Consider the following 24256-nt stretch of genomic DNA (forward strand, 5'->3'; position numbering starts at 1 on the left):
GAGAGGTGGCGCCGCGAAGCGGCGACGGAGTGGGGGAAGGCGCTGGTCAAACCCGCAGTCGCCGCAAGAATGGCACTACCCTGCGAGCCAGAAAACTTAGACAAGGTGACAATCAGGCCGAAGCTCTGCTTTGGCTTGAGTTGAAAGCCCGCAAACTTGGCGGCTACAAATTCACGCGACAGTTCTCTATCGGACCATACTACGCAGACTTCGCCTGCCGCGAAAAATGGCTTGTCGTGGAAATCGACGGCCATCAACACGCCGGCAGCTCCTATGACCGTCGCCGTGACGATTTCATGCGCGCGCAAGGCCATTCGATCCTGCGTCTCTGGAACCATGACGTCCTGAACCATCGCACTTCCGTCTGCGACACCATCCTTGCCGCGCTTGATGGCAGGTTGGCCGAGAACGTCGCTGCGGCCGATCTCCGCTTTGTTTTCACGCCCCGCCCACTCGATTCAATCTCTTAAAAAACGGACCTATCTCTCATGAAATCTCACGTTAAAGCGGTTGTCATTGGCGGCGGCGTCGTTGGCTGCTCGGTGCTCTATCACCTGGCCAAGGCCGGCTGGACCGACATCATGCTGATCGAGCGTTCCGAGCTCACCTCCGGCTCGTCCTGGCACGCAGCCGGCGGCTTCCACACGCTGAACGGCGATCCCAACGTCGCCAAGCTGCAGGCCTATACGGTGCAGCTCTACAAGGAGATCGAGGAAATCTCCGGCCAGTCCTGCTCGCTGCATCTGACCGGCGGCGTGATGATGGCCGATACGCCCGAGCGCATGGATTTTCTGCGCCTGGCCCACGGCAAGGGGCGCTATCTCGGCATGGACACCGAACTGATCACGCCCTCCGAAGCCAAGGCGATGTTCCCGCTGATGGACGAGACCAATTTCGTCGGCGCCATGTGGGATCCGGTCGAAGGCCATCTCGATCCCTCCGGCACGACGATCGCCTACTCCAAGGCGGCCAAGAAGCTGGGCGCCGAGATCGTGCTGCGCAACCGCGTCGTCGAGCTGACGCAGGAAGTTGACGGCACCTGGAACGTCGTCACCGAACAGGGCACCGTCCACGCCGAGCATGTCGTCAACTGCGGCGGCCTGTGGGCGCGCGAGATCGGCCGCATGGTCGGGGTCGAACTGCCGGTGCTGGCCATGGAGCACATGTACCTGCTCACCGAGCCGATGCCCGAGGTCGAGGAGTTCAACAAATCGACCGGCCGCGAGATGATCGGCGTGCTCGACTTCAAGGGCGAGATCTACACCCGCCAGGAGCGCAACGGCATCCTGCTCGGCACCTATGAAAAGGCCTGCAAGCCATGGTCGCCGGTCAACACGCCGTGGGATTTCGGCCATGAACTGCTGCCGCCCGACCTCGACCGCATCGCCCCGTCGCTCGAGATCGGCTTCAAGCATTTCCCCGGCATCGAGAAAGCCGGCATCAAGCAGATCATCAACGGCCCCTTCACCTTCGCGCTTGACGGCAACCCGCTGGTCGGGCCGGTGCAGGGCCTGACCAATTTCTGGTGCGCCTGCGCCGTCATGGCCGGCTTCAGCCAGGGCGGCGGCGTCGGCCTCGCGCTGTCCAACTGGATGGTGCATGGCGATCCCGGCTTCGACGTCTGGGGCATGGATGTCGCCCGCTTCGGCGAGTGGGCCGGCCTGCGCTACACCAACGCAAAGGTGCGCGAAAACTATTCGCGCCGCTTCTCCATCCGCTTCCCCAATGAAGAGCTGCCGGCTGCGCGTCCGGCGCAGACGACGCCGCTCTATGACACGATGCTCGCCAACAACGCCGTCATGGGCGATAGCTGGGGCCTGGAGACCCCGCTGTGGTTCGCGCCGAAGGGCAAGGAGCCGAAGGACGTCGTCTCCTTCCACCGCTCAAACGATTTCGGTCCTATCGGCGAGGAAGTGAGCGCCACGCGCGAACGCGTCGGCGTCACCGAAATCGCCAACTTCGCCAAATACGAAGTGTCGGGACCTGCGGCTGAGGATTTCCTCAACCGGCTGATGACCAACCGCATGCCGAAGATCGGCCGCATCGTGCTGACGCCGATGATCAACGAGTTCGGCAAGCTGATCGGCGACTTCACCATCGCCAAGGCAGGCGAAGACAGATTTATGATCTGGGGTTCGTCCGCCGCGCAGAAGTACCACATGCGCTGGTTCGAGAAGCATCTGCCGAAGGATGGTTCGGTGCGCATCCACCGCTTCGATCAGACGCTCGTCGGCCTGTCGATCGCCGGTCCGAAATCGCGCGACCTCTTGCAGAAGCTGGTCGATGTCGACATCTCGACCAAGGCGTTTCGCTTCATGGATTTCCGCGAAATGGCGGTCGGCGGCGCGCCCTGCATGGTCAACCGCATCACCTATACCGGCGATCTCGGCTACGAGATCTGGATGGCGCCGGCCTATGAGCGCCTGGTCTACAAGGCCATCAAGGACGCCGGCGAGGAGTTTGGCCTCGTCGATTTCGGCATGCGCGCTTTGCTCTCCATGCGCCTGGAGAAGAACTTCCCGACGTGGTACCGCGAGCTGCGCCCGATCTACGGCCCGTTCGAAGGCGCGATGGACCGTTTCATCAAGCTGGAGAAGAACGACTTCATCGGCCGCGAAGCCGCCGCCAAAGAACAGGCGGAAGGGCCGAAACTGCGCCGTGTCTCCTTCATTGTCGATGCGGCCGACGCCGATGTCATGGGCGACGAGCCGATCTGGGCCAAGGTCGGCAAGGACTATGGCACGGTGGAAAAGCCGCATGGCTATGGCGCGCCGCGCTTCGATACGGCAGGCAAGGAAGTGCGTGGCTCAAAGGCTGCCGAAGGCGCTTCCGCCGTGCGCGGCATCGTCGACGGCGACTGGCGCGTGGTCGGCTGGGTCACCTCGGGCGGTTATGCGCACTATGTGCAGAAGTCGATGGCGCAGGGCTATGTGCCGGCGGCACTCGCCGAGGACGAAAGTGCCGGACTGTTCGAGATCGAGATCCTCGGCCACCGGCGTCCGGCGCGTATCAATGTCGAGGCGCCCTTCGACCCCAGCGGCGAGAAGATGCGGACCTGAAAAGGCGACAGGGAGCGTGAGATCGTGTAAGGGGCCTTCGGCAGTTGGCCGCAGGCATTTCCCTCGATGAGAAGACGATCCCCTTGCAGTATCTAGAGAAATGGACGGACTGGCTCGGCGAAGGCAAGGTCGGTCCCTTCAACGCCGCACTGGTCTGCGTCGCGGTCTATTGCGTCGTCCAGATCGTGGTGATGGCGCTGCTGTCCCATGTCGTGGGAACCGGTGTCGGCGTCGACGATTCCGAACAGCTGATGTACATGCGCTACCTCTGGGCTGGCTATGGCGGCTCGCAGCCGCCGCTCTACACCTGGCTCGCCCGCCTCGTCGCCGCCGTGGTCGGAACGAACATCCTCGCGCTCAAGATCGTGAAGTACCTACTGATCGGAGCGGCGCTGGCGTCGGTTTTCATCGCTGTCCGCCGCCTGGGCTATTCCAGCCGCGCTGGCGCCGCCGCATTGTTCGGCCTGCTGTTGTTTCCGCAGATGGTGTGGGAGATGCAGCACGCCCTCACCCACTCGATCGCCGCTTTCTGTTTTTCAGTGGTGCTGTTTCTTGCGCTCGTTGAACTGGTGCAGCGGCGTTCCCTGGCCACCTATGTGCTGTTTGGCGTGGCGATGGCCGCCGCCATCCTGTCGAAATACAACAACGCGATCTTTCTCGGCGCGCTGATCCTGTCCACCCTGTCGCTGCGCGAAACGCGCGGCGTCATCCTCAACCGCCGGTTTTCGATCAGCCTTGTCGTGGCGGTGCTGCTTTGCCTGCCGACGCTCTACTGGAACCTGACCTACACCGACCAGCTGCTGTCGCACAGCGGCGGCTTCGGCATGGGCAGAGGAGAAAGCGCCATACAAACCGCATTCTACGGAATGCGCGGACTGGGCAAGGCTATCCTGTATTTCGCCGTGTTGCCGGCCGGCATATTCGTCGCGGCTTTGCTCATCGCATGGAAAAAGCCGGCGCCGGCTCTGCAACCGGCGCCATGGACCGAGAAACTGGTGTGGCGCACCATCGCTTTTGCCCTGGCGATGACCATCGTGCTCGTCCTGGCGAGCGGGACGACGCAATTTCGCGATCGCTGGATGCTTCCCATTCTTGTGTTGCTGCCGGTCGCGCTGGCCTTGCGGATGGATGCCAGAGGCGACAAGGGAAGGAAGGTGCAGGACGTCGTCGTCTTTGTCGGCGCAACGCTTGCCATCCTCGTGCTGCCGGTGACCTGGTACACGCACCTCAATGGCGGCGACAGCCGCGGCAGCATCGTGCGTGTCGACTACCAGTCGCTCTATGGCCAGCTGACGGCAAACGGTCCGGTTCGCACGGCGATATCGAGCTGGCACTGGGTGGGAAATCTGCGTCTTGTCGATCCCGATCTGGTCGTGCTCGACGACGAGATGCCGGACTTCGGCCATTTGCTGATCGAGCCGGCGGTGCTCGTGATGGCCAATGACAAGGAACCTCCCGAGGGCATCCTGCGGGCCTTGAGCGAGGCCGGCTATGTCGCTGACGGCTCGCCGCAGCAGTTGGTCGTTCCGATGCTGTTCGACAGCGAGCCGCCCACCCGCACGCTGACGGTCACGCGGCTGAAGAAAGCGGCCGCGGGCGCAGCGCCACAGTAAGTCGGCAGGGAGGCGTCGGGTGGAGAAACAAGGGTTCGGTCGTCATCGCAAGATCATGCCGTTCGAGCCCGGCTCCGTCGAAGCCTTGCGCGAAACATCGCGCCAGAAGGCGGCGTCGCTGAACCAGCATGTGCTGGGCTATGGCGCGCTGGCTGAAGCCGAATGGCAAGCGGCAGGCATCGCCGCGCCCGATCTTGCCGCGATGCGCAAATACCGGCTCGAGCGCCTCCGCGCCGAACTGAGGCGCCGAAACTACGCCGGCGCGCTGCTCTACGACCCCGTCAACATCCGCTACGCCACCGATTCGACCAACATGCAGCTGTGGGTCGCGCACAATCCGACCCGCCACTGCTTCGTCGCCACTGAGGGACCCGTGGTGCTGTTCGACTATTTCTCCTGCGAGCATCTGTCCGATCATTCCGGCGTCGTCGACGAGGTGCGGCCGGCAGTGTCGTGGATGTATCTCTATGGCGGCGAGCTGACCGAGCACAAAGTCCGCCGCTGGGCGGCCGGCATCGCCGATCTGGTCAAGGAGCATGGCGGCGGCAACAGCCGCATTGCGGTCGACCACATCAACCCGGAAGGCGTCGAGGAACTCGCCCGGCTCGGCATTTCGATCGGCAATGGCGAAGCGGTGATGGAAAATGCGCGGCTGATCAAATCGCCGGACGAGATCCTCGCCATGCGCCGCGCAATCGTCGCTTGCGAAGCGGCGATGGGTGAAATGGAGAAGGCGCTGACGCCGGGCATTTCCGAAAACGAATTGTGGGCCGAACTCCACCGCGGCAACATTGCGCGCGGCGGCGAATGGATCGAGACCCGGCTGCTGGCCTCGGGGCCGCGCACCAATCCGTGGTTCCAGGAATGCTCGTCGCGCGTGATCGAGGAAGGCGACCTCGTCGCCTTCGACACCGACCTGATCGGCCCCTACGGCTTCTGCGCCGATCTCTCGCGCACCTGGCTCTGCGGTGACGCCAGGCCGTCGAACGAGCAGCGCGACCTGTTCCGCATTGCCGCCGACCAGATCGCCCACAACACGCAATTGATGCAGCCCGGCATGTCCTTTCGCGACCTGGTCGAACGCTCCGTGGTGCCGCCGGGAGATTGCTTCCCGGCGCGCTACGGCGTGCTCTATCACGGCGTCGGCCTCGCCGACGAGTATCCAACCCTGCCACATGCCAGCGACTGGACGCCGGACACGCCCGATGGCGTGCTGGAGCCGGGAATGGTCCTGTGCGTGGAAAGCTATATCGGCCGTCTCGGCGACCATGAGGGCGTCAAGATCGAGGAACAGATCCTGATCACCGAGACCGGTAACGAGCAGCTTTCAACCTACCCGTTGGATGCGAGGCTGCTCGGCTGATCCGGCAAGCGCCTCGCGCAGAGCCTTGAGCGTCTTTTCCGGCGTCGTCCTGGCGGTGATGTAGGGCAGGCCTTTGCGCCTTGCCGTCCAGCCGACGACCTTCACGGCGTTTGCCGCAGGCTCGAAACGCTGCGCCAGCGCCCAGCTCTCACAGTCGATGGCAGCTATATCCGCCTTGCCCTCGGCGACCGCGACGATCGAGCCGCGATGGCCACCGCTCTCGCTGCGCGAGGGAAACATATCCATGCTCTCGCCGGCGGCCTGCAGGTCGCGAGTCAGCGCGATGATGCCCGACATCGAATCGAGGCTGTTGTAGGTAAAACACTTGTCACGCATCAGATCGAGCGGCAGCAAGGCTTTGCCATCCGCGGGCGAGCGAACCTCCGGTCCCTCGCCCGTCCGCATCACCAGCGCGCTCGAATAGAGTTCGCCTTCGCCGCCCTCGTAAGCGTCGTAGCTCGGCTGGCCGACCACCTGCACATGCTTGCTCAGGCCGAGTTCCATCGGCCCCCAGCAGGTCTGCGCGAACAGCAGCGCCGGATGCAGCCAAAGCTGGTGATGGTCGAGTTCGTCCGGCGGCAGTATCGCCGGATCGGGCGCGATCAGTCTGCCCTCGGCGTCGTGGATACCGCCCGGCACCGGCGGCAGGTCGCCATTGCGGCGCACGATTGTCTGCGGCCCATCGACGCCCTTGTGCCGAAAAGCATCGCGCAACGCTGCCCATTGCGCGTCGACCTCGCCGCGCACTTCGGGCCAGTCATACATCGGCAATGCCGCAACCAAATCACTCATGCCGACACTCAATCATCATGGCTCGGGAAAGGATCGCAAAAACGCGGCGTCCAATCAGAATTGGCCGACACGGGTTCGGGAAGTCCGGGGATTATTCCTTCGGCGGCTCGGCCGGAACCGGCGCGCTGCCAAGCCCGCTGATGCTGCGCGCCCTGATGCGCGGCTTGAACGCCCTGCCCGGCTCGGGCTGGCGGCGCAGCACCGGGTGCACGATCGGCTCCTTGGCCTTGAAGGCGTAGGCTTTGATCAGTGCGAAATAGTTCGGATAGGCGTAGCCATTGTTCATCCGCAGCCACTCGTCGCGGCGGTCGGCAAACAGTTTTGGCAGCCTGTACCAGGCAACGGTCGGGGTCTTGTGGTGAACGAAGTGCAGATTGTTGTTGAGGAACAGGAACGACAGCGGCGAGCGCTCGATGATCACCGTGCGTCCTTCAGGGTGCTCGGACCACTGATGTTCGGCGAAAGTCCGGACCGCGATCAGCGACTGGCCGAGCCAGACCGGCACCAGAATGTAGAGCCATACCGGAATGCCGAAGCCGAACTGCACGATCGGCACCACGATGGCGAGGCCGATCGCATGCAGCAGCCATGCCTTGCCGATCACCTTGTCGCCGGCAATCACATGCCTGGCGTCGTCGACGAAGAAACCGATGCAGGACAGCCAGGGGCCGAGAAAGAAACGGCCGGCCATGGTGTTGTTGATCTTGAGCAGGAATTTCATCGTCGGCGGCAGATCGTCATGCATCCACAACGCCTGGTAATAGCTCTCGGGATCGTCGAGCGGATCGGTCAGGCGCTCGTCGGCGTGGTGGCGCAAATGGAGCGTCTTGAAGCGACGGAACGGCCAGACCAGGCCGATCGGCAGGAAGACGAAGGCTTCGTTGATGAGCGCGCTGCGCGTCGGATGGCCATGCAGCACTTCGTGCATGATCGACGACTGCAAGGCCAGGATGAAGCCGAGGAGAAGAAGTGCCGGGGTCGGATAAGAGGGCCAGAGCAGGAGCCCGGCAGCGAGCCACATTCCGTAACAGAAGAAAGCGAGGACCACGGTCGGCCACTCAATGGCCGCTGCGTCGCGTCGCTTGATGCGCTTGCCTGTCATGCTATCGACCACTGTCCCTCAGTCGCCGGAATTGTTCCTGACAGCATAGTGTCAGGAGAAGCGATTCCGCTCAACGAGACAAAGTGTACAAAATGTTGCGATTGCGCATTTTTGACCGCAGATGTTATGCATTGTAAACAACCCTACGGATTCATTTACGCTGGAAGTGCTGATTCGACGGCTCGGGCGCAAATTTTTCCTAAGAGAGTGCGGAGAACGAACAGTGGACAAACGGGACCTTTCGGCAATCTTCCGGGAGCGCCTGAAGCTGCTCCTGACACGGTCCGATCTCAACCAGTCAGCTTTCGCGTCAGCAGTCGGCATCGACCGGTCGGCGCTGTCGCAACTGATGTCCGGCGCCTCGACGCGCCTGCCACGTGCCGAAACGCTGCTTAACATCGCCGCCGAATTCAAGATCTCGCTGGACTGGCTGCTCGGCCTCTCCCAGGATGAAGGCGTCACCGGCGAAATCCGCGAAAGCCTGGAGATCGAAGAGGCGCCCGACGGCTTCGACCGCACGCTGCTCGCCAAATGGTTCGCCGAGGCCGCAGGCACCAAGATCCGCTATGTGCCGGCCGGCATTCCCGATCTCCTGCGCACACGCCAGCTGGTCGACTACGAAGCCAACATCACCAACCGCAGCCGTCTGGCGCAGGCCAGCGAGACGCAGTACCGCATCGAGTACAACCGGCGCCCTGAGACCGACATGGAGGTCTGCATGCCGCGCCATACGCTTGAGATCTTTGCCCGCGGCCTGGGCGTCTGGGACCGCTTTCCCGAGGCTGACCGCCGGCAGCAGCTTGCCCATATGGCGACGCTGCTTGACGATCTCTACCCCACCTTCCGCCTGTTCCTCTATGACGGCCGCATGCGCTATTCCATCCCGCTGACCATCTTCGGCCCTTATCGCGCCGCCATCTATGTCGGCGACATGTATGTCGTGCTGAACGCCACCCAGCCGGTCCAAGCGCTGACCCAGCATTTCGACAATCTGATCCGGGCCGCCGACATCAACCCGCATGAGGCCGCCGCCTACGCGCGCAATCTGGCCGGCGCGTCATTTCCATCGGGTTCTGCCTGATCCCCAACGCCCCGGAAAGGTGCGCCGCGCGGCAATTGCCGGTCGCAAACACATTGACTGGACATAAAGACTTCTTTATATCCTTATTCCATTCAAATATCTGAAAGTCGATCCGATGACCGCGAACAATCCCATCGATGCTCTGCTGGCCGAAAAGGGCGTGCTGCTCGCCGATGGCGCCACCGGCACCAATCTGTTCGCCATGGGTCTGGAGGCCGGCGAAGCGCCGGAGTTGCTGAACGAGGCAGCGCCCGACACCATCACCAGCCTGCACCAGAATTTCGTCGACGCTGGCGCCGATATCATTCTCACCAACTCGTTCGGCGGCACGCGCCACCGGCTGAAGCTGCACCATGCGCAGGACCGCGTGCATGCGCTGAACAAGCGCGCCGCCGAGATTGCCCGCGCGGTCGCCGACAAGGCCGGCAGGAAAGTCATCGTCGCCGGCTCGGTCGGTCCGACCGGCGAGTTGCTGGTGCCGCTCGGCGCAATGACCTATGACGAAGCAGTCGAGGCTTTTGCCGAGCAGATCGAGGGTCTCAAGGAAGGCGGCGCCGAAGTCGCCTGGATCGAGACCATGTCTGCGCCGGACGAAATCCGCGCCGCGGCGGAGGCCGCCATCCGCGTCGGCCTGCCCTACACCTATACCGGTTCGTTCGACACTGCCGGCCGCACCATGATGGGCCTGCTGCCCAGGGATATCCACGGCGTCGTCGACGGACTTTCAGAGACACCGCTCGGTGTCGGCGCCAATTGCGGTGTCGGCGCCTCCGACATCCTGGCCTCGCTGCTCGACATGACCGAGGCGAAGCCGGAAGCGACGGTGATCGTCAAGGGCAATTGCGGCATTCCCGAATTTCGTGGCACCGAGATCCATTATTCCGGCACGCCGGAGCTGATGGCCGACTATGTCCGGCTGGCGGTGGATGGCGGCGCGAAGATCATCGGCGGCTGCTGCGGCACGTCGTTCCAGCACCTTGCCGCCATGCGCAAGGCGCTCGACGCGCACACCAAATCCGAACGCCCGACCGTCGCGGCGATCGTCGAGCGCATCGGTCCGATGCGCAACAAGGTGGCGACGGAAAACACCGCCGAGACCAGCGAAGCCCGCCGCGAACGCCGCCGCAGCCGCGCCTGATATCGAACTTATTCGCTGTTTTCAGCGTAACGCGATAGCGCCGTCTTGAAATCCAGGGCGGTGCCGTTGGCGTTGCCACTCATCGTCACCAGGTCACCCGACGACTGCGGATTGCCGATCTGCTCCAGCATGACGCGAAAGCGGTCATTGGTCAGCGCCGACTTTGCGGTATTCCGGGCTGCGTCGACGTCATCCATGATGCGCCTGGATTCTGGCGACAGCGTTCCCGACGCCTGCGTGTGTCTCACCGCCGGCGTCGTGTTTCCAATGTTCATGATCTGCAATTCCCGGCTCCCCAAGCCCAGTCCCGACCCCATGCAATAATAGCAGGGCATTGCGATGACGTTCCGGAAAAGCCGCGCAATTTAACGATCAGGCGGATCATCTGTGCACTTCGGATCAATCGATCCGAAAAAAGGCCGGCAGGGTTTCCCCCGCCGGCCTGCCTCACCCCGCCCGTAGCCGGTTCCCCGTATCAGAACGACCCCCGTCTGAAAGGAACCGGCGTTATTGCCACTACCGGTTACCGCCGAGCGCCGAGGCAAGGCGCACAAGCGAAAGGAACTCGGACCTGTACCCAAACGGGTCGGCTCCTCGGGCGGCGGTGGCAATCTCCATGATCTTGTCGTAGCCGAACTTCGCGGTCGCATCCTCGTCGCGCAGCTTCTGGCCGAAGGCGGCGACAGCGACGGAGAAACGCTGGTCGGTGCTGGCCTGGTCGAAGGACGCGACCTCGTTGGCCGACGTCACCGGCGTGGTGATCAGCTTCGAGACGTCTTCGTTCGGCAGCTTGTAGCGGATTTTCACGAAGGCATATTCGTCGGCGTTGGCGACGCCGCCATTGTCGACCGCGGCCTGGCCGTAGCGCAGCGGATCCATCTGCTCGCCGCCACTGCCCTTCGGCGTGATCTCGTAGATGGCGGTCACCGAATGACCGGAGCCGATATCGCCGGCATCGACGCGGTCATTGTTGAAGTCCTCGCGGTTCAAGGCGCGGGTTTCATAGCCGATCAGCCGGTACTCCGAGACCTTGTCCGGATTGAACTCGACCTGGATCTTGACGTCCTTGGCGATGGTGAACAGCGTCGAGGAGGCATCCTCGACCAGAACCTTCTCGGCCTCGGCCAGCGTGTCGATATAGGCGGCGGTGCCGTTGCCGTTCTGGGCGATGGTCTGCATCATCTGGTCGTTCAGATTGCCGCGTCCAAAGCCGAATACCGACAGGAAGACGCCGGTCTTGCGCTCCTGCTCGATCAGTCGCTTCAGATCGTCGTCATCGGTCTGGCCGACATTGAAGTCGCCGTCCGTGGCCAGCATCACACGGTTGATGCCGTCCTTGACGAAGGACTGCTGGGCAAGCTTGTAGGCTTCCTTGATACCCGCCTCGCCCGCCGTCGAGCCGCCCGGCTGCAGATTGTCGATGGCGTTGAGGATCTTGTCCTTCTCGGTGACCTTGGTCGGCATCAACACGGTGCCGGCGTCACCGGCATAGATGACGATCGAGATGGTGTCGTCCGCCTTGAGCTTGCTGACCAGCAGCCGGAAAGCCGACTTGAGCAGCGGCAGCTTGTCCGGCTCATCCATCGAACCCGAGACGTCGATCAGGAACACCAGATTGGCCTTGGGCTGCTCGACCGGCTTGATGTCGAAGCCCTTGATGGCGACGTGCATCAGCTTGGTGTGCCCGTTCCACGGCGTCGGCATGACGCTGACGGTCGAGTTGAACGGCGTCGAAGCCGAGTCCGGACCCTTCCAGTCATAGGGGAAGTAATTGACCATCTCCTCGACGCGCACCGTGTCGGCCTGCGGCAGGTAGCCCTGCTTCAGCGAGCCGCGGACGAATGAATAGGAAGCGGTGTCGACGTCGATCGAGAAGGTCGAGACCGGATCCTGAAGCGCTGCATGCACCGGATTTGTCTTGAAATCCTCGACGCGGTCGCGGTTTGGCTCCTGAGGCGCTATCTGGTCGGCCGGCATCGTCGAAGGCTGTGCCAGGTACTTGGATTCGGTCGCGCCGGCCATGCGGTCGACCCGCGCGCCGCCGGCCGGAGCAGCGGTGCCGTCAAGCGAAAACTCGCGGCTCTCAACTGGCGCAGGCTCGGCCAACACGCCGCGTCCCAGCGCATCCTGCTGCGCCGGGGCAACAGCAACGGTCGATTCGGGCTTCGGCGGCGCGGGTGGCGTAAGCGGCGTAGTGGTGTCGCGGCTTCGCACATCGGCGTCGGCCTTCTTGTCGCCTTCAGGCGCCTGCTTTTCTTTTACCGGCGCGTTGATCGCCGGCCCATTGGTTGCCGGCTTGTCGGCCAGCGTCTCAGTGATCTTCTCGTCGCTACCGAACGGCAACGGCTGTTCCCTCAGCATGTGGAAGGTGGCGTATCCGGCGATCGGCAGGGCGACGAGCCCGGCAATGGCTGGCGTGGCGATGAGTTTCTTTTGCATGATCTCGCTCCAGAGCTTTTGTGCTCGCTCTGTGAGACGAAGCCCGCCGACCGATCCTTGGGTGACGGCCGAAATATTTTCCTGATCATAGGCGCGCATGGCGGCTTCGAAGGCGCGTGCCTTCGCGCTCTCGCCGGGCGCCGGTACTGCTGCGTCGCGCAGCCTGTTGAGTTCGTTGTCGTCGACCATGGTCACACTTCCCCGGCTGAACGCATGAACGTCTTCAGCCGTTTCTTCGCTTCATGGATGTGCCAGGAAACCGTCGTCTCCGAGATTGCCATCGCCTCGGCGGCGGCCGCATGGCTCAAACCTTCGCCATAGACAAGAAGTACTGCGTCGCGCTGCTTGTCCGGCAATTGCCGCACCGCTGCCCAGAGCGCCTCAGTGGGATCTTCAGGCTCGGCGGATGCCTCTCCCGAAATCATGCTGTAGGCGCCGAAAGCCTCGGTCTTGACGTTTTCGCGCGTCGTCTTGCGCATCATGTCGCGCGCCGCGTTCAGCGTCACGGAATAGAGCCATGTCGTAAACGCGCCGCCGCCGCGATAGTCGCGGATCGCCTTGCCGAGACGGACACAGACCTCCTGGGCGATGTCTTCGGCATCGGCCTTCTTTCCGCACCAGCGATAGGCGGCGCGATAGACGAAGTCGTAGTGCCGCTCCAGCAATTTGCCGAAGGCACCCCTGTCTCCGCCTTTCGCCCGCCCGATCAATTCGGCGTCGGAGGCTTCGCTTTCATCCAGCATCATCGCCATCATTTGCCTGTTGGACGAAGGCTAATGGCCAATCCTTGGGGTTATGGAAAGATTTTTTTCCGAGGCGACGGATGCACGCGCAACAGGTGCGCTGAGATTCAGGTGAGGCCGAGCCGAAAACGATGGATTTCGAGAACCGGAGTGGAGCGTACTTTTGGTACGCGAGCACCGGAAGCACTGAAAGCCGTCGTTTGCAGGCCGGCCTCACCTGAATATCAGCACACCTGGCCCGAGGCCCAGCCGGACGACCAAGCCCACTGAAAATTATAGCCGCCCAGCCAGCCCGTGACATCGACGACTTCGCCGATGAAAAACAGCCCCGGCACGGATTTCGCCTGCATCGTCTTCTGATCGAGCCCGTTGGTATCGACACCGCCAAGCGTCACTTCCGCCGTGCGGTAACCCTCGGAGCCGGCCGGCTTGATGCGCCAGTCGTTGACGGCGGCTTCGACGGTTTTCATTTGCAGGTCTGTCAAATCAGCGAGATTGCCATCGATCCCACTGCGCTCGGCGACTGCTTGCGCAAGGCGCTTCGGCAAATGGTTTGCAAGCACCGTCTGCACCGCTTGCCTGCCGTTGACGCGCCGGGCGGCGCGAAGCAGTTCCGCCACATCCCTCCCCGGCAGCATGGCGATGCGGATCTCGTCGCCCTCGCGCCAATAGGACGATATTTGCAGGATGGAAGGCCCGCTCAAGCCGCGATGCGTAAACAGCATCGCTTCTGAAAACCGCGTCTTGCCGCAGGCGACTTCGGCATCGACGGCATTGCCGGCCAAAGGCGCCAGCCGCTCCAGCGTTCTTGCGTCGAAGGTAAGCGGCACCAGCGCCGGCCGTGTTTCCACCACCGCAAGGCCGAATTGCGCCGCAAGCTCGTAGCCGAAACCGGACGCGCCCATTTTGGGGATCGACTTGCCCCCGCAAGCCACGACTAACGAGCTGCAAGCGACGCTGCCAGCGGAGAGCGTCAGCACAAACCCGTCCGCGGTCTTGCTGACGTTCCTCACCTCGGTCGACAACGCCAGTTCCACACCCCAATCCTGCATGTCGGAAACCAGCATGTCGATGACCTGGCGCGCCGAGCCGTCGCAAAACAGCTGTCCCAGCGTCTTCTCGTGATAGGCAATGCCATGGCGTTCGACGAGCGCGATGAAGTCGCCTTGCGTGTAGCGGCTGAGCGCCGAAATGCAGAAATGCGGATTGCCGGAGATGAAATTCTTCGGGCTGGTGTGGATGTTGGTGAAATTGCAGCGGCCACCGCCGGAGATGCGGATCTTCTCGCCGGGCTTTGCCGCGTGATCGAGCACCAGGACCGAGCGGCCGCGCTTGCCCGCCTCGATGGCGCACATCATTCCGGCCGCACCGGCGCCGATCACCACGACATCATAGGATTGCATCAGGCTGTTCGTTCCCGCTCGACTGGCGCTGTTTTAACAGGCCGCGCCAATCGTGCAGTCTCTACCCGTTCGTTGCGACTTCAGGCAACGCCTCGTTAGATCAGCGTCTCGGCGAACAGCGTCGTCAGTCGCTTCCAATGACGTTCGGCGCCGGCCGCGTTGAAGACGCTGTGGTCCGACACGCACCAGCCATGCGCCATGCCGGCATAGTTTTCGATGGCGTGGTCGACCTCCGCCACGCGCAGCGCCTCGACCAGCCGCGCCGACTGCTCCGGCGGAAAGCTGCGGTCGACGCCCGATGTCCCGACATAGACGCGCGCCTTGATCATTGCGGCCTTGCGGTGCGGGCTGTCGGCGGCATCGCTGGCCAGATTGCCGCCATGGAAGCTCGCCGCCGCCACGATGCGATCGGGATAGGTTGCAGCCGCATTCAAAGCCCGCGCCCCGCCCATGCAGTAACCGACGACACCGACCGGTCCGGTGACACCTTCAGCGGTAAGCGTGTCGAGGAACGCCCTGCTGTCGCGGATGGTCATGTCCTGTGTCGTGCCGTGGACCAACGCCGTCAGCGCGACCTTGGTCTCCTCGACGACGAAAGCGGTCTTGGGCTCGAACGGCCCGTAGGGTGCTTTGCGATAGAAAAGATCCGGCACCAGCACGGCATAGCCCTCGCCTGCCAGCCGTTCCGCCATTGCGTCGAGCGCCGGTCGCGGACCGAAAGCGTCCATATAGAGAATGATGCCGGCCCTGGACGAGGAAGCGGTCGCCGAGCGGAACAGCCCGGCTTTCGCCACGCCGTCCCCGGTCTTGATCTCAATGTCCTGCTTCGCCATGGCCCGCTCCGTTAAATGTCGTGCGATACATATAAGCAGGCACCGTCAGGGCAAGCCGTTCCCTGACAATCCCGTTCAACACTTTGTGCGGGCTTTCGACCCGGCTACAGGCCGGCAAACGCCGTCATGTGAAAGGCCTGAACCTCAGGCGGATAGCGATGGGCCGTGCCATACGGACAGGCGTTGCGGTCGAGGCAGCCGCCGCCGCGGCATGGTTCGCCCTTCGATCCCCGCACATGCGCCAGGCAAGCCTGATGAGCGAAACCATCCGCGGAATAGGCGTCAACCGGACAGGATTTCAGGCAATGTTTTGCAACACAGGCGTCGCAAAGGTGAATCGCTTCGCGACGTTCAGGAAGCGCGATCTCATCCTCGAACAGCAACGCGCCGCGATAGGCATGCCAGAGCCCGTACTGCGGATGCATCAGGATGCCCAGCGGCGACGGTCTCAGCCCCTCCGCTCGCATCGCCCATTGCTGGAACGGCAGATAAGGTCTGTCCGAAGGCGAAACGGCGCGCGCGCCGAATTTCTCCGCCACCGCACCGATCACTGCGCGCGACCATGTGTCGAGCGGATTAGCAATGGTTTGCGGTTGCCGGTCGCGCCAGCGCAGGAAATGCGGCCAGGGTGCCGCTCCCGCCTGCCCCACCAACAGCACGGATTTGGCGGGGGCAACTGAAGGGCCATGCGGCGGCGTTTCGCTTGTTGCGAAATTGAAGCCGCCGCGCAGCATGAGGCCGTCGGCGGAAAGCGCGGCCGCTATCTCGTCAGCCCGGCGCCGCGCAATCATCCCTTCTTGTCCGGGTCGGAGAAAGCGCTCCGCCAGACTTCCTTGTGGATGATGTTGGCGACTTTAGCCCCGCCTGACTCGGGCTCCTTTCAGGTGAAGGCGTCAGCCATCGACGCCTTCTTCGTCGCGATGTAGTCCTTCAGCCCGTCGTCGATGCCCGGATCGAGATACGGCGCCTCATAGGTCTCCAGCCAGCGGCGGGCGAGTTCGTTGGCGCGCTGCGGCGCTGTCTTCTCGCCCTCGGCCAGCCACTGCTCGTAGGAATTGTTGTCGGCGATGCTGGAGCGGTAGAAGGCGGTCTGGAAATTGGCCTGGGTGTGGTCGCAGCCGAGATAGTGGCTGCCCGGGCCGACCTGGCGGATGGCGTCCATCGCCTGGCCGTTTTCCGAGAGGTCGACGCCTTCGGAAAACTTTTGCGTCATGCCGAGCTGATCGATGTCCATCATGAATTTTTCGTAGCAGGACGCCAGTCCGCCTTCGAGCCAGCCGGCCGAATGCAGGACGAAATTGGTGCCGGCAAGAATGGTCGAGTTGAGCGTGTTGGCGCTCTCGTAGGCGGCCTGCGCATCCGGAACCTTGGAGGCGCAGAGCGAGCCGCCGGTGCGGAACGGCAGACCGAGCCGGCGGGCAAGCTGTGCGGCGCCGTAGGAAACCAGCGACGGCTCCGGTGTGCCGAAGGTCGGCGCACCAGACTGCATGGAGATCGACGAGGCGAAGGTGCCGAACAGCACCGGCGCGCCGGGACGGATCAACTGCGTGAAAGAGGCGCCGGCCAGCACCTCTGCCAGAACCTGCGTCAGCGTGCCGGCCACCGTGACCGGGCTCATCGCGCCGGCAAGGATGAACGGCGTGACGATGCAAGCCTGGTTGTGACGCGAATAAACCTTCAGCGCGCCCAGCATGGTTTCGTCGAACACCATCGGCGAATTGGCGTTGATCAGGCTGGTCAGCACGGTGTTGTTTTCGACGAAATCGTCGCCGAACACGATCTTGGCCATGGCGACGGTGTCTTCGGCCCGCTCTGGCGCCGTCACCGAACCCATGAACGGTTTGTCCGAATATTTGATGTGGCTGTAGATCATGTCGAGATGGCGTTTGTTGACCGGCACGTCGACCGGCTCGCAAACCGTGCCGCCCGAATGGTGAATCGACGGCGCCATATAGGCGAGCTTCACGAAATTCCGGAAATCCTCGATCGTCGCGTAGCGCCTGACACCGTCGAGATCGCGCACGAAGGGCGGACCATAGACCGGCGCGAAGACCGTGGCGTTGCCGCCGATCTGCACCGAACGTTCGGCGTTGCGCGCATGCTGGGTGTAGATGGGCGGCGCGGTCTTCAGCAGCGAGCGGCAGAGGCCCTTGGGAAAATGCACGCGCTCGCCCTTGACGTCGGCGCCCGCCTCTTTCCAAAGCTGCAGCGCCTCGGCGTCGTCGCGAAAGATGATGCCGATCTCTTCCAGCACCGTATCGGTGTTGTTTTCGATAATCGCCAGGCCTTCCTCGTTGAGGACCTCATAGATGTTGATCTTGCGCTTGATATAGGTGAGCTGGGTGCCCGGTCCGCCGCCCGAGCGCGCCGCCCGCCTTGCAGCCGCGCCGCCGCTGGCAGCACGTCCACGTCGCGCATTGGACGCTTCCTGGTCGACTGACGCGTTTTCACTCATGATCGTTTTTCCCTAAAAACCGTTTGCGGCCGCGTAGGCGGCTTCTCGCCCGGATCGTAGCCATGCACCCTATTCGAAACGGCCCGCCAGCGCCAACGCCTGTCGCAAAATCGACAAGAATTCCAATAGATTTGCGGTCGCTTTCCTTTTGCGGGAAGTCGCAAATCAGCTATGGATACCTGCCCCCGCCGGGTTAGGTATTGACGCGATTATTTTAAGCCGCCGTGATCGCATCCGCGCGGCAAGGAGCCCGAGAAAAATGGCCGACGACGAGATCATCCTCTCCGAGCTTTCCGACGACGAGTTGGTGCAGCAGATGCACGACGATCTCTATGACGGACTGAAGGAAGAGATCGAGGAAGGCACCAACATCCTGCTCGAGCGCGGCTGGGTGCCCTACAAGGTGCTGACCGAAGCTCTGGTCGAAGGCATGCGCATCGTCGGCGAGGACTTTCGCGACGGCATCCTGTTCGTTCCCGAGGTGCTGCTGTCGGCCAACGCGATGAAAGCCGGCATGTTCATCCTGCGCCCGCTGCTGGCCGCCACCGGCGCGCCGAAGCAGGGCAAGATGGTGATCGGCACCGTCAAGGGCGACATCCACGACATCGGCAAGAACCTCGTCGGCATGATGATGGAAGGTGCCGGCTTCGACGTCATCGATCTCGGCATCAACAATGCGGTGGAAAAATACCTCGACGCCATCGAGCAGCACCAGCCCGACATTATCGGCATGTCGGCGCTTTTGACCACGACCATGCCTTACATGAAGGTCGTCATCGACACGATGAAGGAAAAGGGCATCCGCGACGACTATGTCGTCCTGGTCGGCGGCGCGCCGCTAAACGAGGAATTCGGCAAGGCCGTCGGCGCCGATGCCTATTGCCGCGACGCGGCTGTGGCAGTCGAGACCGCCAAGGACTTCATGAAGCGCAAGCATAACGTGCGCGCTTCAGCCTGATCTGTTACGCAAGGCGTCTGGGCCACAATCGAAAGCCGCGCCTTGCAGCGCGGCTTTTTTGTTCCAGCTATTGGAACGGATGGCTGCGTCAGGGTTTGGTGACGGTGTCGTCGACGGCTTTCGCAGTCGATTTGATATCCCGGCCGACACCACGGACGGTGTTGGCACAGGCCGTAAGCGCCAGGATGCAGGCAAGGATTGCAATCGGCGCAACGCGTAACAGTTTCATGGACGGTTTATCCCTCTCTCGATAGATTCGCCCCACAGCAACGAAGGCCGCTTCGACCGGGTTCCATGGCCAGAATGCAAAAAACGAAACCGAATCAGGACGACAGGCTGCTAGTCATCGCCTGCGGAATGATTGCGCGCGAAGTTTTGGCCGTCAAGGAGCAGCTCAAGCTCGACCATCTCGACCTGACCTGCCTGCCGGCGGAGTTCCATTTCTACCCCGACCGCATCGCACCGGCGATGGACAAGGCGATCGAAAAGGCCAAGGCGGAAGGCTATAGCAACATCTTCGTTGGCTATGCCGATTGCGGTACCGGCGGCATGCTCGACCGGGTCCTGGAGAAGCACGGCGTCGAGCGCATGGCCGGGCCGCACTGCTTTGCCTTCTACCAGGGCATGGACGCCTATGCGAAGGTCGCCGACGACGACATGATGTCGTTCTACATGACCGATTTCCTGTGCCGCCAGTTCGACGCCTTCTTCATGAAGCCGCTCGGCCTCGACAAGCACCCGGAGCTGATCAAGGACTATTTCGGCAACTACCAAAAGCTGATCTACATCGCCCAGACCGACGATCCGGAACTCGACAAGGTCGCCGAGAAGGCCGCGAAGATGCTTGGCCTCGCCTATGAGCGCCGCTCGACCGGCTATGGCGACCTGACGACTGAATTGGCGCGGGTGGCGGCACATCCAGAAGAAGTGCGTTAGGCGCCCGACTTTCGGATTATTTGCTCTCCGGTTGCGGATCCGACACGAAATCGACAACGCGGCCGTTGTCTAACCGGATCGGCCCTCTTGCAGTTGGATCCTTGCGCAAAGCCTCTGCAAGCAGAGCGTCGACTGTGTCGAGATTGACCTGCAGAATTGTGCGGTCGCCCAGTTCCCAGTACTCGCCTTCATCGAAGACGTCGAACTTGTCGAAAAAAGGAGCAACTTTGCGAAGCAACTCGATGATCTCGATATGCGCCTCCGACCCCGCAAACTGGGTCTTGCAATATTGCTGCATGAAGAGGTCCCTGTCGAACTCGAACCTTAGGCGATCCGACTTGGGATGCGGCAGGCATTCTATCCCCAAGACCGGGCCGATATAGTCAACGCTGCGTTCGTCGATGACCCGGTTGAGAACCATTTCGGCCTCGTCTATCGGCCGAAATCGCCAGTCTCGAGCGATGGCAAGCGCTTCAACTTCCTGCAACAGCGCAAGATATTGTTCCTCTCCGCGCAGTTGTCCCTCAAAATGGATTGTAACCCCCACGCGCACCTCCCGCGGAACATACCGCTGTTTAAGCACGGATGACAGGCCGCCGCGAATGGGTAAGTTGTGCGCTGGAAGATAGAATCGGCTGCTCCAGCCGCGCCAACATGGATACCACCGATGACCGCTCGCGTCCTGCTCGCCGCCGTTTGCCTGCTCTGTTTCGCCTTGCCCGCTCGCGCCGACGGCGAGGTGCAGAAGATCATCACGCCTGCCGACAAGGTTCGCCTCGACAAATATGGCGAGACCCGCAAGGCGGCGCTGGCCGAGGCAAAAGCGGGAGACCCGGCTGAGGTCAGCCAACTCGACGCGCTGCTGGCAAAGCCGATAGTGGCCTTTTCCGACAAGGACCTGAGCGGCAACTGGCAATGCCGAACCATCAAGGTGGGCCTGACCGGCCCGCTGGTCATCTATGGCTGGTTCAAGTGCAAGGTCACGGACGATGGCTCCGGCTGGCAGCTGGAAAAGGTCAGCGGCTCGCAACGCACCAAGGGCCGTTTCTTCGACGATAGCGAAAAACGCGCGATCTATCTCGGCTCCGGCTATGTCAATGACAACAAGCCAAAACCCTATGGCAGCGGCCCGGAAAGCGACCAGGTCGGCTATGCCTTCCGCACCAGCGCCAATGAATGGCGCATCGAATTCCCGGCGCCCTACTACGAATCGAAACTTGACATCATCGAGTTCAAGCGCTGATCCGTTGGTCTCTCGCTGGCCGGGCGGTCATCAAGATTTAACCTCGCCCGGCACAGAATTGAGCCGGGCAGCGCACGGCAAATGGTTGCGCGCCGGCAAGAAAGCGCGCCATGGCATCAGCGGTTGAAAAAAGTGCTGCGATCGTCATCGTCACCGAAGGCGGGCCGCACATCTGGGCCATCGTCAACGCCATCGCCGACCAGTTCGGTCCTGTCAGCGTCATCCTCGAAAGCCCTGAATCCAAAAAACAATTGCTGCTCGGCCGGGCGCGCCGCCAAGGCTTGTTTTCGGCCATCGGCCAGCTTGGCACGATGGTGCTGACCAGGCTCGGCAAACGCTTCTTCGCCGGGCACGCGGAGCGGCTGATCGCAGCGCAAAAACTGCAGACAGAGCCGAGGCCGGGACAAAAGATCATCCACGTCTCCTCCGCCGACGGGCCCGATTGCCTGCAGGCGATCGCCGACATCCGCCCGGGCGTGGTGCTGCTCGCCGGCTGCCGGCTCTTGACCCGGCAGACGCTGGCGCAAATGCCCTGCCCGGTGCTCAACTACCACGCCGGCATCGCGCCCAAATACCGCGGCATGAATGGCGGCTACTGGGCGCTGGCCTCCGGCGATCTCCAGAATTTCGGCACCACCGTGCATCTGGTCGACGCCGGCGTCGATACCGGCGGCGTGTTGAAACAGGCGCGCGGCAAGCCGGAGCCCGGCGACACTATTTCGAGCTATGCGTTGCGCCAGGCGGCGTTCTCGCGTGACATCTGCGTCGAGGCGGTCCGCGGTGCCTTGGACGGCAAGCTTGTCACGATCGACCCCGGCCTGCCGTCGAAACAATGGTACCATCCGACGATCTGGTTCTATCTCTGGACCGGCCTGACCAAGCGGGTTTGGTAGCCAGCCTTCCCTCGGAATCTCGCCTTTCTTTTTGCGACGTCCAATAGCGTCGCTTTTGAATGCGCGCGCGTCGTCCCATAACAAGCAGCCCCACTGCGCATCCGGCAATGCTCGCACCTGCTGGACAAAGTGGTGGAGCGTCGTTTCCCTCATGGACGCACGGCGCTCTACAGGGAGTGAGAGAATTCATGGCCGATCTGATCGTCGTCTATTGGCGCGACATCCCCGCCCAGGTCATCGTCAAGAAGGGCCGGCAGAACGCCAAGCGCGAACTGCCGCTGCGCTTCACCGAGGCGATCGATATGTGCGCCATGCGCACCGGCGCCGGCGGCACCGACGATTACCTCGCCGAATGGCGCAAGGCCGATCCGATCCCGGTCGGCGACGACCTCGAAGCCGAGGTCGAGAAGGCATTCAGCGACATCGACGCGAAATACGACCGCGAGCGGCTGGTCGCTCTGGTCAAGGCGGGCGGGAAAGAAAATGTCTGAAACCACTCCTGCCAAAGAGGGGCCAAGGGTTACCCAGGCGGTGACCCAGGCCACGCAGGTCAAGAAGGCAGCGCCGAAATCCGACTACAAGCCGGCCGACGTATCGCCGCAGCGGCGCGTGCAGCGCTCGTTTGCGATCAGGCTGTGGTCGATCCGCCATTCGCGATTGCTCGAATGGTTCTACTCCAGATTCGCAGACATGTTCCTGCTGCTCCATCCGCTGTGGAAAGGCCTTGGCTACGGCCGCGTCGAAGCGCCGATCAAGTTCGTTGAAAAACGCGTAAAAGGCTTCATGTTCGACTGCCGCATGTGCGGTCAGTGCATATTGTCCTCGACCGGCATGTCGTGCCCGATGAACTGCCCCAAGCAGCTGCGCAACGGCCCGTGTGGCGGCGTGCGCGCCAACGGCAATTGCGAGGTCGAGCCCGACATGCCTTGCGTCTGGGTCAAGGCCTGGGAAGGTTCGCGGAACATGGAGCATGGCGACAAGATCCTGACCGTTCAGAAGCCCGTAGACCAGTCGCTGCGCGAAACCTCGGCCTGGCTGCGGGTGACGGCCCAGTCGGCAGCGGCCCGTGAAGCAGCGGCCAAAGCCAACACTGGAGCGGCCGCGTGATCGGCCGCCAGCGCGATGAAAACCCGGCCGGCATCCATCTGCCGCTCGATCCGCTGCCCGGCCACTCCTCGCGTGGCCGGCTGGAGCGTGTGCTGCGGCGCGGCGAATTCGCGGTCACCACCGAGCTCAACCCGCCCGACAGCGCCGATCCCGAAGACGTCTATAACCGCGCGAAAATCTTCGACGGCTGGGTCGACGCCATCAATGCCGTCGATGCCTCCGGCGCCAACTGCCACATGTCGTCGGTCGGCATTTGCGCGCTGCTCACCCGCATGGGCTACGCGCCGATCATGCAGATCGCCTGCCGCGACAGGAACCGCATCGCCATCCAGGGCGACGTGCTGGGCGGTGCCGCCATGGGGGTCGCCAACATGCTGTGCCTCACCGGCGACGGCGTCCAGGCCGGCGACCAGCCCGGCGCCAAGCCTGTCTTCGACCTCGATTCCATGTCGTTGCTGGAAACCTGCCGCATCATGCGCGACAACGGCAAGTTCCTGTCCGGCCGCAAGTTGACGACGCCGCCGCAAATTTTCCTCGGCGCCGCCGTCAACCCCTTCGCGCCACCCTTCGATTTCCGCCCGATCCATCTCGGCAAAAAGATCGCCGCCGGCGCGCAGTTCGTGCAGACGCAATACTGCTTCGACGTGCCGATGTTCAGAACCTTCATGCAGAGGGCGCGGGACTTGGGGCATACGGAAAAAGTTTTCATCCTGTGCGGCGTCGGCCCGCTGGCTTCGGCCAAGACGGCCAAATGGATCCGCTCCAACGTGCCCGGCATCCATATTCCGGACGAGATCATCAAGCGGCTGGAAGGTGCGCAGGACCAGAAGAAGGAAGGCAAGCAGCTCTGCACCGACATCATCAACGAGGTGAAGGAAATTCCTGGTGTCTCCGGCATCCATGTGATGGCCTACCGCCAGGAGGAATATGTCGCCGAGATCGTCGATGAATCGGGCGTGCTGAAAGGCCGCCAGCCATGGAAACGCGAGATCCGCCACGACGATCAGATGGTCGCCGACCGGCTCGAGAGCATACTGCACGACGACATTACCGAAACGCAGGTGGATATGGTGAAGACCGCGCACTGACGGCGCGGAC

The 24256-nt window shown here is 62.6% G+C and carries 24 protein-coding genes; 13 read left to right on the forward strand and 11 right to left on the reverse strand.

Features of this window, described 5'->3' with window-relative positions; translation table 11 throughout:
• Positions 1–29: 29 nt before the first annotated feature.
• Genes X727_RS22800 through X727_RS157855 form a run of 4 tightly spaced genes read left to right on the forward strand, consistent with a single transcriptional unit; the run spans position 30 to position 6035 of the window.
• A complete protein-coding gene (locus X727_RS22800; RefSeq protein WP_023714359.1) occupies positions 30–470 on the forward strand; it encodes a DUF559 domain-containing protein in 441 nt (146 codons plus the stop codon).
• 18 nt (positions 471–488) lie between these two features.
• On the forward strand, positions 489–3059 hold the full coding sequence (locus tag X727_RS157865) for an FAD-dependent oxidoreductase (RefSeq protein WP_023833833.1): 2571 nt from the start codon (positions 489–491) through the stop codon (positions 3057–3059).
• Between the two features lie 44 nt (positions 3060–3103).
• The gene (locus X727_RS157860) at positions 3104–4672 is read left to right on the forward strand and encodes a glycosyltransferase family 39 protein (protein ID WP_023744719.1); all 1569 of its coding nucleotides are present in this window, start codon (positions 3104–3106) and stop codon (positions 4670–4672) included.
• Positions 4673–4727: 55 nt separating this feature from the next.
• Entirely contained in the window at positions 4728–6035 is a 1308-nt protein-coding gene (locus X727_RS157855) for a Xaa-Pro peptidase family protein (protein ID WP_023744718.1), read from the forward strand.
• On the opposite strand, the gene X727_RS157850 is transcribed toward X727_RS157855, so the two are convergent.
• Positions 6000–6827 carry a PhnD/SsuA/transferrin family substrate-binding protein gene (locus tag X727_RS157850; RefSeq protein WP_023744717.1) on the reverse strand — a complete coding sequence of 276 codons (828 nt, stop codon included), beginning with the start codon at positions 6825–6827 and terminating at the stop codon, positions 6000–6002. The genes X727_RS157855 and X727_RS157850 overlap by 36 nt on opposite strands.
• A gap of 91 nt (positions 6828–6918) precedes the next feature.
• Positions 6919–7929: a fatty acid desaturase gene (locus tag X727_RS157845; protein WP_031197693.1), complete on the reverse strand. Its 1011-nt coding sequence runs from the start codon at positions 7927–7929 to the stop codon at positions 6919–6921.
• A gap of 223 nt (positions 7930–8152) precedes the next feature.
• On the opposite strand from X727_RS157845, the gene X727_RS157840 reads away from it, so the two are divergent.
• Together X727_RS157840 and bmt are read left to right on the forward strand one after the other, a co-directional pair.
• Positions 8153–9010, forward strand: a complete 858-nt coding sequence (locus X727_RS157840) for a helix-turn-helix transcriptional regulator (protein ID WP_023681768.1) — start codon at positions 8153–8155, stop codon at positions 9008–9010.
• Between the two features lie 115 nt (positions 9011–9125).
• Positions 9126–10148: a betaine--homocysteine S-methyltransferase gene (bmt, locus tag X727_RS157835; RefSeq protein WP_023744716.1), complete on the forward strand. Its 1023-nt coding sequence runs from the start codon at positions 9126–9128 to the stop codon at positions 10146–10148.
• 8 nt (positions 10149–10156) lie between these two features.
• On the opposite strand, the gene X727_RS157830 is transcribed toward bmt, so the two are convergent.
• From X727_RS157830 to X727_RS157800, 7 genes are all read right to left on the reverse strand, one after another.
• On the reverse strand, positions 10157–10423 hold the full coding sequence (locus X727_RS157830) for a hypothetical protein (protein ID WP_031202677.1): 267 nt from the start codon (positions 10421–10423) through the stop codon (positions 10157–10159).
• Between the two features lie 241 nt (positions 10424–10664).
• On the reverse strand, positions 10665–12776 hold the full coding sequence (locus X727_RS157825; protein WP_023833834.1) for a VWA domain-containing protein: 2112 nt from the start codon (positions 12774–12776) through the stop codon (positions 10665–10667).
• 2 nt (positions 12777–12778) lie between these two features.
• Complete coding sequence (locus X727_RS157820; protein WP_023744714.1) at positions 12779–13339, reverse strand: RNA polymerase sigma factor; 561 nt, start codon at positions 13337–13339, stop codon at positions 12779–12781.
• A gap of 215 nt (positions 13340–13554) precedes the next feature.
• Positions 13555–14733, reverse strand: a complete 1179-nt coding sequence (locus tag X727_RS157815; protein WP_023700323.1) for an NAD(P)/FAD-dependent oxidoreductase — start codon at positions 14731–14733, stop codon at positions 13555–13557.
• Between the two features lie 95 nt (positions 14734–14828).
• Entirely contained in the window at positions 14829–15566 is a 738-nt protein-coding gene (locus X727_RS157810; RefSeq protein WP_023691017.1) for a dienelactone hydrolase family protein, read from the reverse strand.
• Positions 15567–15670: 104 nt separating this feature from the next.
• Positions 15671–16357, reverse strand: a complete 687-nt coding sequence (locus X727_RS157805; RefSeq protein WP_023833835.1) for a hypothetical protein — start codon at positions 16355–16357, stop codon at positions 15671–15673.
• An 89-nt stretch (positions 16358–16446) separates the two neighbouring features.
• Entirely contained in the window at positions 16447–18021 is a 1575-nt protein-coding gene (locus X727_RS157800) for a trimethylamine methyltransferase family protein (protein WP_023670403.1), read from the reverse strand.
• Between the two features lie 259 nt (positions 18022–18280).
• On the opposite strand from X727_RS157800, the gene X727_RS157795 reads away from it, so the two are divergent.
• Positions 18281–18979, forward strand: coding sequence for a B12-binding domain-containing protein (locus tag X727_RS157795; protein WP_023688118.1), 699 nt, complete (start codon positions 18281–18283; stop codon positions 18977–18979).
• A gap of 88 nt (positions 18980–19067) precedes the next feature.
• Here X727_RS157795 and X727_RS22720 read toward each other — a convergent pair whose 3' ends face one another.
• On the reverse strand, positions 19068–19208 hold the full coding sequence (locus X727_RS22720; protein ID WP_023688117.1) for an entericidin A/B family lipoprotein: 141 nt from the start codon (positions 19206–19208) through the stop codon (positions 19068–19070).
• Positions 19209–19273: 65 nt separating this feature from the next.
• Here X727_RS22720 and X727_RS157790 point away from each other — a divergent pair, with 65 nt between their 5' ends.
• A complete protein-coding gene (locus tag X727_RS157790; protein WP_023688116.1) occupies positions 19274–19915 on the forward strand; it encodes a DUF1638 domain-containing protein in 642 nt (213 codons plus the stop codon).
• Between the two features lie 16 nt (positions 19916–19931).
• Here the strand turns inward: X727_RS157790 and X727_RS157785 are convergent, their stop codons facing one another.
• Positions 19932–20462, reverse strand: coding sequence for a hypothetical protein (locus X727_RS157785; protein WP_155923533.1), 531 nt, complete (start codon positions 20460–20462; stop codon positions 19932–19934).
• 120 nt (positions 20463–20582) lie between these two features.
• Here X727_RS157785 and X727_RS157780 point away from each other — a divergent pair, with 120 nt between their 5' ends.
• The 5 genes from X727_RS157780 to X727_RS157760 all read left to right on the forward strand — a co-directional run bounded on the left by X727_RS157780 (position 20583) and on the right by X727_RS157760 (position 24246).
• Entirely contained in the window at positions 20583–21158 is a 576-nt protein-coding gene (locus X727_RS157780; protein ID WP_023833837.1) for a DUF4893 domain-containing protein, read from the forward strand.
• 110 nt (positions 21159–21268) lie between these two features.
• Positions 21269–22051, forward strand: a complete 783-nt coding sequence (locus X727_RS157775; protein ID WP_023833838.1) for a formyl transferase — start codon at positions 21269–21271, stop codon at positions 22049–22051.
• A 188-nt stretch (positions 22052–22239) separates the two neighbouring features.
• A complete protein-coding gene (locus X727_RS157770; protein WP_023670397.1) occupies positions 22240–22542 on the forward strand; it encodes a virulence factor in 303 nt (100 codons plus the stop codon).
• A complete protein-coding gene (locus tag X727_RS157765) occupies positions 22535–23158 on the forward strand; it encodes a methylenetetrahydrofolate reductase C-terminal domain-containing protein (protein ID WP_023823076.1) in 624 nt (207 codons plus the stop codon). Before X727_RS157770 ends, X727_RS157765 begins: the two co-directional genes overlap by 8 nt.
• Positions 23155–24246 carry a methylenetetrahydrofolate reductase gene (locus X727_RS157760; protein WP_023670395.1) on the forward strand — a complete coding sequence of 364 codons (1092 nt, stop codon included), beginning with the start codon at positions 23155–23157 and terminating at the stop codon, positions 24244–24246. Before X727_RS157765 ends, X727_RS157760 begins: the two co-directional genes overlap by 4 nt.
• Positions 24247–24256 lie beyond the last annotated feature (10 nt).

It is taken from the genome of Mesorhizobium sp. L103C105A0 (assembly GCF_000502215.1).
Taxonomy (GTDB): domain Bacteria; phylum Pseudomonadota; class Alphaproteobacteria; order Rhizobiales; family Rhizobiaceae; genus Mesorhizobium.

Bases quoted from the DNA above. Each gene is read 5' to 3' on its own strand.
- X727_RS157790 (WP_023688116.1), top strand. From the start codon at position 19,274: ATGGCCAGAATGCAAAAAACGAAACCGAATCAGGACGACAGGCTGCTA.
- X727_RS157780 (WP_023833837.1), top strand. From the start codon at position 20,583: ATGACCGCTCGCGTCCTGCTCGCCGCCGTTTGCCTGCTCTGTTTCGCC.
- X727_RS157800 (WP_023670403.1), bottom strand. From the start codon at position 18,021: ATGAGTGAAAACGCGTCAGTCGACCAGGAAGCGTCCAATGCGCGACGT.
- X727_RS157795 (WP_023688118.1), top strand. From the start codon at position 18,281: ATGGCCGACGACGAGATCATCCTCTCCGAGCTTTCCGACGACGAGTTG.
- X727_RS157810 (WP_023691017.1), bottom strand. From the start codon at position 15,566: ATGGCGAAGCAGGACATTGAGATCAAGACCGGGGACGGCGTGGCGAAA.
- X727_RS157815 (WP_023700323.1), bottom strand. From the start codon at position 14,733: ATGCAATCCTATGATGTCGTGGTGATCGGCGCCGGTGCGGCCGGAATG.
- X727_RS157770 (WP_023670397.1), top strand. From the start codon at position 22,240: ATGGCCGATCTGATCGTCGTCTATTGGCGCGACATCCCCGCCCAGGTC.
- X727_RS157855 (WP_023744718.1), top strand. From the start codon at position 4,728: ATGCCGTTCGAGCCCGGCTCCGTCGAAGCCTTGCGCGAAACATCGCGC.
- X727_RS157830 (WP_031202677.1), bottom strand. From the start codon at position 10,423: ATGAACATTGGAAACACGACGCCGGCGGTGAGACACACGCAGGCGTCG.
- X727_RS157820 (WP_023744714.1), bottom strand. From the start codon at position 13,339: ATGGCGATGATGCTGGATGAAAGCGAAGCCTCCGACGCCGAATTGATC.
- X727_RS157805 (WP_023833835.1), bottom strand. From the start codon at position 16,357: ATGATTGCGCGGCGCCGGGCTGACGAGATAGCGGCCGCGCTTTCCGCC.
- X727_RS157845 (WP_031197693.1), bottom strand. From the start codon at position 7,929: ATGACAGGCAAGCGCATCAAGCGACGCGACGCAGCGGCCATTGAGTGG.
- X727_RS157865 (WP_023833833.1), top strand. From the start codon at position 489: ATGAAATCTCACGTTAAAGCGGTTGTCATTGGCGGCGGCGTCGTTGGC.
- X727_RS22720 (WP_023688117.1), bottom strand. From the start codon at position 19,208: ATGAAACTGTTACGCGTTGCGCCGATTGCAATCCTTGCCTGCATCCTG.
- bmt (WP_023744716.1), top strand. From the start codon at position 9,126: ATGACCGCGAACAATCCCATCGATGCTCTGCTGGCCGAAAAGGGCGTG.
- X727_RS157765 (WP_023823076.1), top strand. From the start codon at position 22,535: ATGTCTGAAACCACTCCTGCCAAAGAGGGGCCAAGGGTTACCCAGGCG.
- X727_RS157775 (WP_023833838.1), top strand. From the start codon at position 21,269: ATGGCATCAGCGGTTGAAAAAAGTGCTGCGATCGTCATCGTCACCGAA.
- X727_RS157825 (WP_023833834.1), bottom strand. From the start codon at position 12,776: ATGGTCGACGACAACGAACTCAACAGGCTGCGCGACGCAGCAGTACCG.
- X727_RS157850 (WP_023744717.1), bottom strand. From the start codon at position 6,827: ATGAGTGATTTGGTTGCGGCATTGCCGATGTATGACTGGCCCGAAGTG.